Annotated in this window: 4 protein-coding genes and 1 pseudogene; 3 read left to right on the plus strand and 2 right to left on the minus strand. The window is 43.5% G+C overall.

Translation table 11 applies throughout. From position 1 onward, the window contains the following. Positions 1–55: 55 nt before the first annotated feature. Complete coding sequence (locus AC4IFB_RS13610) at positions 56–2,920, plus strand: ATP-binding cassette domain-containing protein (protein ID WP_490780446.1); 2,865 nt, start codon at positions 56–58, stop codon at positions 2,918–2,920. Between the two features lie 9 nt (positions 2,921–2,929). Continuing rightward, complete coding sequence (locus AC4IFB_RS13615; RefSeq protein ID WP_490780447.1) at positions 2,930–4,342, plus strand: TolC family protein; 1,413 nt, start codon at positions 2,930–2,932, stop codon at positions 4,340–4,342. A 326-nt stretch (positions 4,343–4,668) separates the two neighbouring features. Here AC4IFB_RS13615 and AC4IFB_RS13620 read toward each other — a convergent pair whose 3' ends face one another. Both AC4IFB_RS13620 and AC4IFB_RS13625 read right to left on the minus strand, forming a co-directional pair. After that, entirely contained in the window at positions 4,669–5,490 is an 822-nt protein-coding gene (locus AC4IFB_RS13620; protein ID WP_490780448.1) for a hypothetical protein, read from the minus strand. Positions 5,491–5,872: 382 nt separating this feature from the next. Then, positions 5,873–6,400: pseudogene (locus tag AC4IFB_RS13625) on the minus strand (RHS repeat-associated core domain-containing protein); the annotation flags it as partial. Between the two features lie 232 nt (positions 6,401–6,632). Between AC4IFB_RS13625 and AC4IFB_RS13630 the strand changes: the two are divergent. Next, positions 6,633–6,813, plus strand: a 181-nt coding sequence (locus tag AC4IFB_RS13630; protein WP_490780449.1) for a CopG family ribbon-helix-helix protein, incomplete at its 3' end; no start/stop codon positions are given.

Genomic DNA, 6,813 nt, shown 5'->3' on the forward strand with positions numbered 1-6,813 from the left:
TTCACGGTATCGCATGGAAATCTTTGAACGTTTGCACCTAGGCCGAAGAAATAAAGTGCCTGTACTACTGCAAACTGAAGCCGCAGAATGCGGCCTCGCATGCTTAGCCATGTGTGCAGCTCAATATGGTTATGAAACTGACCTTCGCGCACTACGTAACCGCTTCTCATTGTCACTGAAGGGACTCAACTTAAAAACATTGATCGATATTGCATCTGATATCGGACTTGCAGGTCGCGCTCTGAGGTTGGAAATCGATGAACTGACTCAGTTGAATATGCCCTGCATTTTACACTGGGAACTGCGTCACTTTGTGGTTCTGACTAAAATGGAGAGAGGCAAAGCGATTATTCATGACCCAAGTATTGGTATACGTCGCCTAACTCTGGAGGAACTCGGACGCTCCTTCACTGGTGTAGCACTGGAACTGACACCAGGAACGGACTTCACTCCCAAGAAGGAGAAGACTCGAGTCCGGTTACGTAACCTGCTTGGCCATGTAGTAGGGCTAAAGCGCTCCCTCGGACAAATATTGGCCGTCTCATTAATCCTGGAAATCGTCGCTATCATTCTGCCATGGCTGAATCAGTGGATCATCGATGATGTTGTGGTAACTGGCGATCACTCACTACTTCTGGTGCTGGTTAGCGGTATGTTTTTGCTGACGATATTCCAGCTTGTCACCTCATCGCTACGCTCCTGGCTATTAATGGTCATGGGTACACGTATGAATCTTCAGTGGTCGACCAACGTTTTTTCACACCTGTTACGCCTCCCTATTTCCTTTTTTGAGAAAAGAAACCTTGGTGATGTTCTGTCCCGATTTGGTGCTGTGGATCAGATTCGTCGTGTAATCACAGATAGTTTCATTGAGAGTATCGTGGACAGTATTATGGCAGTAATTGCGTTGTGCGTAATGCTCTTCTACAGCGTAGAACTCACTCTCATCGTAGTTCTCTCGGCACTACTCTATGTCTTATTACGTACCTATTTTTATCATGTCTATCGTTTACGCAGTGAGGAAGAGATCATACGTGATGCCAAACTCAGCAGTATTACGCTGGAAAGTATACGAGGCGTACAAAGCTTGAAGTTGTTTAACTTCGAGACAACTCGTGTTTCCACATGGCTGAATCAGCAAGTTGATGTTTATAACGCTCGTATCGCTTTACAGAAACTCGATATCGGATTCCGCTTGGGCAATGGTTTTTTAGTTGCCCTTGAAAACGCATTGGTTATCTGGCTAGCCGCCAGTATGATAATCAATCGTGAATTCACAATCGGTATGCTGTTCGCCTATCTTGGCTATAAGGAGCAATTCATCTCCAAAACATCTGCATTCGTAGATAAGATGGTAAGTTTCAAACTCCTCTCCATTCAAACTGAACGCTTAAGTGATATCGTACTCCACGAACGTGACAGTACAGAAGAAGGTGTTTCTCTTATACCTTCGGAAACTGGACTTAGTCTGGTATTCGAGGATGTTTGGTTTCGTTATGCCGACGGTGAACCTTGGGTACTTTCCGGAATCAATCTGGAAATACAACCTGGTGACTCGATTGTCATCATTGGACTTTCTGGTGGTGGTAAGACGACATTAATTAAATTGATGCTCGGTTTATTGACACCCGATAAGGGTGATATCCTGGTTGATGGGATCAGTCTACGACAGATTAATCTTGCTCAATATCGCTCACACATAGGTACGGTGATGCAGGAAGATCAACTGTTTGCAGGCTCAATCCTGGAAAATGTTGCATTTTTTGATCCGGAGCTGGAACAAGAACGCGTTGTTGATTGCTTGCGTAGTGCCGGATTGCTCGAAGAAGTCACCACCATGCCAATGGGCATGCAGACCCTGGTAGGAGATATGGGCACCACCCTTTCTGGTGGCCAGAAGCAACGTTTACTGGTGGCACGAGCGCTCTATAAGAGTCCTGAGATTCTGATTCTCGATGAAGCCACAAGCCATCTCGACAAGAGCAATCAAGCCCATGTCCATGCTGCTTTGCGTAATGCAGGCAGAACCCATATCTCAATCACCCATCGAGAAGAGCTACTCAGCCAAACCGATAGAGTATTTACGCTTCATGAAGGAGAGCTTTTACTAAGGTCATCAGGCAAACAACAACTTTTGAAACCTCCCCAAGAAGATATTGTGATAGAAGTTAACCATCACAACATTGATGCTGGCGAAAACCACTCAGATTTTGAAACAAGCTTCAACATTGCGTTTGAGGATGTATGGTATCGCCATACCGACGACCAACCTTGGATAGTCTCCGGGATTAACCTGGATATCAAATCGGGAGATTCAGTTGTCATCCTCGGACTCTCGGAGAAAGTCAAAACAACACTGATCAAATTGATGCTTGGTTTATTGATACCTGATATAGGCGATATTACTGTCGAAGGCGTCAACCTAAGACAGATCAATCTTGTCCAATATCGTGCCCATATAGGTACAGTAACTCAGGAAGACCAACTGTTTGCTGCACCAATTCTAGAGAATGTTGCATTTTTTGATCACAACCTGAATCAACAACGGGTAACCGAAAGCTTGCGCAGTGTCGGACTATACGAAGAGATCACAGCTATGCCAAAGGGCTTGCAGACCATGGTAGGCGATATAGGTACTAACCTTTCTGGCAGCCAAAAGCAACGACTCCTGTTAGCAAGAGCCCTCTACAAAAGACCAAATATATTGATTCTCGATGAGGCCACCAGTTATCTCGACAAGGGCATTAATGCCCAAATCCACGATGCTTTGAATAGAACAGACATAATCTTTGTTTCATTTACTCAGAAAGAAGAATTGATAAGCCCAACGGATCGAGTCTTTATACTGCATGAGGGACAGCTTGTTGAGAGATCATCAGGGGATACGCTCTATCAAATGCCTACCAACGATGATACTTAGGAGTAGTTGATGTTCGGCACACATTATAAATCGAGACTCAACTATCCGCTGCTCTTCAGCTTACTGCTCTGGAGCAGTATAGGTTTGACTGAGCCACAACAAACATCAATAACTTGCAATGAGCTCTCACAGACTCCAGAGGCAATCAATGAGAATAATAAAAATCATCTGATTACCACCTTGATTCAAATTGCCTGGCAATGCAACCCACAGAATCTGGCACTATCTGAGGAGATCGAAGCTGGCAATGCCAGAATCAAGCAAGCCAGGGCTTCATTGTTTCCAAACGCATCTGTAAGCGTCAACTACGATGACTCTCGCTATAAACCATCAAGTGGTAATTATGATGAATTAAGACAACGAAGTGGTACCTTACAAGGAACTTTACGCCTGCCTCTATTTAAGCCTCAAGCACTTCAAGCCCTGGATGCGAGCCGTATCAGTAGCATCGAAACGCAACTTGCCTTGCAAGAGCGTCAAAGTGAACTAGCAATGTTGATTCTTGACAGCATATTAAATTTAATTGCATTAACTGAGGATATTCGGGTACTAGATGGCCAGGTCACCAGTACCAAAGAGCAAGTCTATAACAATGAGCGTCGTCTAGAAGGTGGGCTGGGTTCCATTACGGAGGTAGCCGAAACAGGTTTGCGACTAAGTCTGGCGCAATCGCAATTAATAACCCGTTATAGTGAACGGGAGTTGAAACAGATTGAACTTGCAAAACTGATCGGCAAGCAGCAGCTAGCGCTTGGAAGGATCGTGATCAATAAAACACTTCCATCGATCGCACCCAAAGATATCAAAGTAGCCCTAGAGCAGTTGATGAGGGACAATCCGACTTTAATGCGAGCAACAAACAACGTTACACTTGCAGAAGCTAATATCCAACTGCAGAACCGCGGTCACTGGCCAACACTCGATCTAATCGCAACTCGTGGTGCCAGCCGTTATTTTACAGAATCCGGAAACATCAATAATAACGCAACAACTAACAGCTATATGTTACAACTAGAGATGCCACTTTACTCAGGCGGTAGTGTTAGTGCACTAGAGCAAGAGGCAAAAGCACAATCACGTAAGGCAATGCAAGAACTACACTCGGCACAGAACTCAACGGCTGCAGAATTACGTCAATACTATAAAGAGAGTGAACTACACCATCGACGAGTAACAATGAATGAAAAGTCCTTGACGGATGCGGAAAACCTTTTAATGATCACACGCAAAGCATTCAAAGCCGGAAACCGTAGTAACATTGATGTATTGAATGCCCAGCAACAAGTCACCGATGTAGGTGGTGAACTGATAAAATCAAGAGTCGACTATCTGCGTTCTCAGGCACATATCATGAGATTACTCGGTAGACTATTGGATCTTCCTTCTCTGAAAATATTTGATACTGCTATCCGAATGGAATAGCTGACACCTTAAAGACCATGAATTATAGGGATATTTATTGACCCTCAAAGCAAGTAAAAAAACAGTGGATAATATTTAAACCCCTTTTCCTACGGATAACAAAAAAGAGGAAATTTGGCTCTTGAAAACTATCCAACTTCATTATGGTGTGATTAATAGATCGAGCCCTGATGAGTAGATTAACAGACTTTTTCTGTTTGTTAATACGTGTGAGAAAGTGACCGGAATTACTGTGAAATCAAAACTTATTTGGTGTTACTTAATGCTTGATCACTTGAAGGTTGAATGCAACACCCATCAAAATGGGTGTTGCATATTCGTGCTTACTACAGTTGGTAGGCTTGGTTAAGAATCATCTGCAAGTCACCTGCAGGTGCGATTTGTCTCATACCGGATTCATCCTCATATTCGACTTCCAGAAAATATGCATCGCCCTCCGGAACAGAAGTAGTAATTACATTCAAAGCTATAGCCTTAAAGCGTGAATAATCCTGGGGAGCAAAGGGTGTATTCAGATAGACTGTTTGCTCTCCATGCCCCATCCAGTTCATGTAGAGCTTAAAGCCGTTACTTGGTATTGACGCGGTAGGATTATACTCTGCACGTTGGTATAGCCGCATACTCAATCCTTCACTATCGACCTTCATCCAATGTGTGTCAGCAATTGGATTGGTTGTTACGTCAACTATTGTGCCGTGGGTTTCTAACAACATCTCCCCTTGTGGAGGCTGAGCAAAATCGTTGTTGAAATCATTATTGTTTGCAACAAATACACGGACATCAATATTGTCGCCTGAAACAGGATTTGCAGATGTTATGTTTACGTCAACAATCAGCTTGCGAAATACATATCCATTATTGACAACACCGTAGTAGGATGGACTGTTAGGGGATAACTTTAAGTTGCTAACCACCAGATTATTGGCATTCGGAAATTCTATTTCTAATCGGTCTATACTGTAACCAAGATTACTACTTGTGGTGCTTGTTGTTAGCTTGATACCTTCAACGTTATTCAAGTCCAGCCCGGGAAATTGATAGGGTGTCACGGTGGTCGGCGTTTGAACTTCATACTTTGATGTGGCTGCGTCAACACTGGAAGCAATCAAAATTGTTCCTGATAAAAAAAGTGCTTTAAAATATTCCATATAATATTCCTTTCGAAATGCATGATTAAAAATAGCAGAAGTAATTGAATTAGCACAAAACCTACGTCAATAAATAATATCCAATGATGCACTGCTAATGAGAAATTGTATCAGGGTTTAATTAAATATCCAGACTTGATCAACTGCGCGAAGATACAGGATACAAAGACAGTCATCATTTGGAAATGAAAAATAAACTCCCAAGCTTCACCTGTGATCTACACGCCAACCCCTACCACCTCGCCGGGACCGGGTATACCTCGCCGATGAAAGGTGCGACCCACTCGACGGGGAACTCGAAGCATTCAAGACCATCAGGCAACCCCAGCCATAAACACGGCTCTTATAAAAGCAAAAGTCCCGCTCTGGGATAAGAGGGGTTTTATTTTAGAGGGCTATTTGGTGTGTGTCCCGGTTTATCATTCGAAAAGAAACCATCGAAATATGTAGCTCCTTTATTCAGTGGAGGCAATCCTTTTTCTCGGATAAGCATATTTTGAACAGTATGGAGCATTTGATGAGTTCTTCTAGCTGTATATAAAAAAACTTGTTCATCCGCACCTCCTAAGCTTTTCTGCAATGGATGGTGCCCTTTCACTCTGTCACGTTTTCTATCTACATATTGCTTTCCGATTAAACAACCAACTTGCTTGGTGAGCTTTACAACTTTACCTTTATTCTTTCCGCTATAAACTCTTACAGTAGCGCGAGCTGTTGTTGTTATAATCCCATTTATATAATTAGCTGCCCCAAGATTACCGAGCATCATATATCCACTAGGATCAGTCCCATTAGCAGGATTCGCATCAGCATAAAGGTATTTATTCAGAGTAATGGGAGTACAAGCTTTACCATCCCACTCATCCATCTGAGTAAACCTTCCTTGGCTTGGATCGTAGTATCTTGCTCTGAGGTAATACTGATCTCACGTTGAGTCAAACTGCTCACCAACAAATAGTTTTTCCGACGCGGCTTTTCAGCGCATCGTACTTTTTCTCTAAGGCGTTCAAGGTGTTAAAGAGCGGGTTCAGCTAATGCAGTCCACTATAGTAAGAATTTTGCCCTAATGCACTTTTTCGCTTAACTCGGTGCGGCCTCAATATGTGTTATATTGTGTACAGCTAAACACATCGAGGTGAACCATGTCTCAGTCCACAACCATGACTATCCGCTTGGATCCTGAGCTTAAGACCCGTCTGGATAAGCTTGCCGCTGTCACGCACCGTAGCAAGTCTTTCCTGGCCTCCGAGGCCGTCCGGGAGTTTATTGAGATCAACGAGTGGCAGATTCAAGAGATCGAGGCCGCGCTCAAGGAGGCCGACG

It is taken from the genome of Candidatus Thiodiazotropha sp. AKIB8 (genome assembly GCF_058244675.1).

Excerpts from the sequence above, each read along its gene's own strand:
- AC4IFB_RS13615 (WP_490780447.1), top strand. The coding sequence starts at position 2,930 with ATGTTCGGCACACATTATAAATCGAGACTCAACTATCCGCTGCTCTTC.
- AC4IFB_RS13620 (WP_490780448.1), bottom strand. The coding sequence starts at position 5,490 with ATGGAATATTTTAAAGCACTTTTTTTATCAGGAACAATTTTGATTGCT.